Source organism: Erwinia sp. ErVv1, from assembly GCF_900068895.1.
Lineage (GTDB): Bacteria > Pseudomonadota > Gammaproteobacteria > Enterobacterales > Enterobacteriaceae > Erwinia.
Genome location: NZ_CDPK01000024.1, coordinates 17,812 through 18,360, shown reverse-complemented (window position 1 = coordinate 18,360; position 549 = coordinate 17,812).

Here is a 549-nt window from a genome sequence, read left to right as displayed (position 1 = left end):
CCCCGCCTGGCCTCTGGCTCTGTTGTCGCTGCTAAAAGCGTTCTCACCCTCAGTATCAATTTTCAAAACTGCCGACAGATAATTCCGGTAGGATCAGAAGCAGGTTCTGACCTTATTATTCACCGTATCCCGATGCAGATGATTGTTTTGAAGCCTGCTATAAAGCCAGTGCCACTGAAGCAGGTTCTGATATTGCTCAGTGCCAGACTACTTACAGACCACTCCGCAGCCAGAAGGCGGTGTTGCGGAGCAGATTAGCCGGGNCACTGAAGCAGGTTCTGATATTGCTCAGTGCCAGACTACTTACAGACCACTCCGCAGCCAGAAGGCGGTGTTGCGGAGCAGATTAGCCGGGTCTCTGCCGCAGGGATGCGGCAGTGAAGCCCCCAGGGAGGGGTTTACGGCGCCCCGGCGTTCTGACCCGCAACATAGCCGTTTCACCGGAGCAGGTTTTGACCTGCCTGCAAATAATACAGGCGTGTCATCAGCGCAGATTTTGACCTGGCTGGCATCTGTAACGTTTATTATCGTTGCGATGATAAGGTGCAA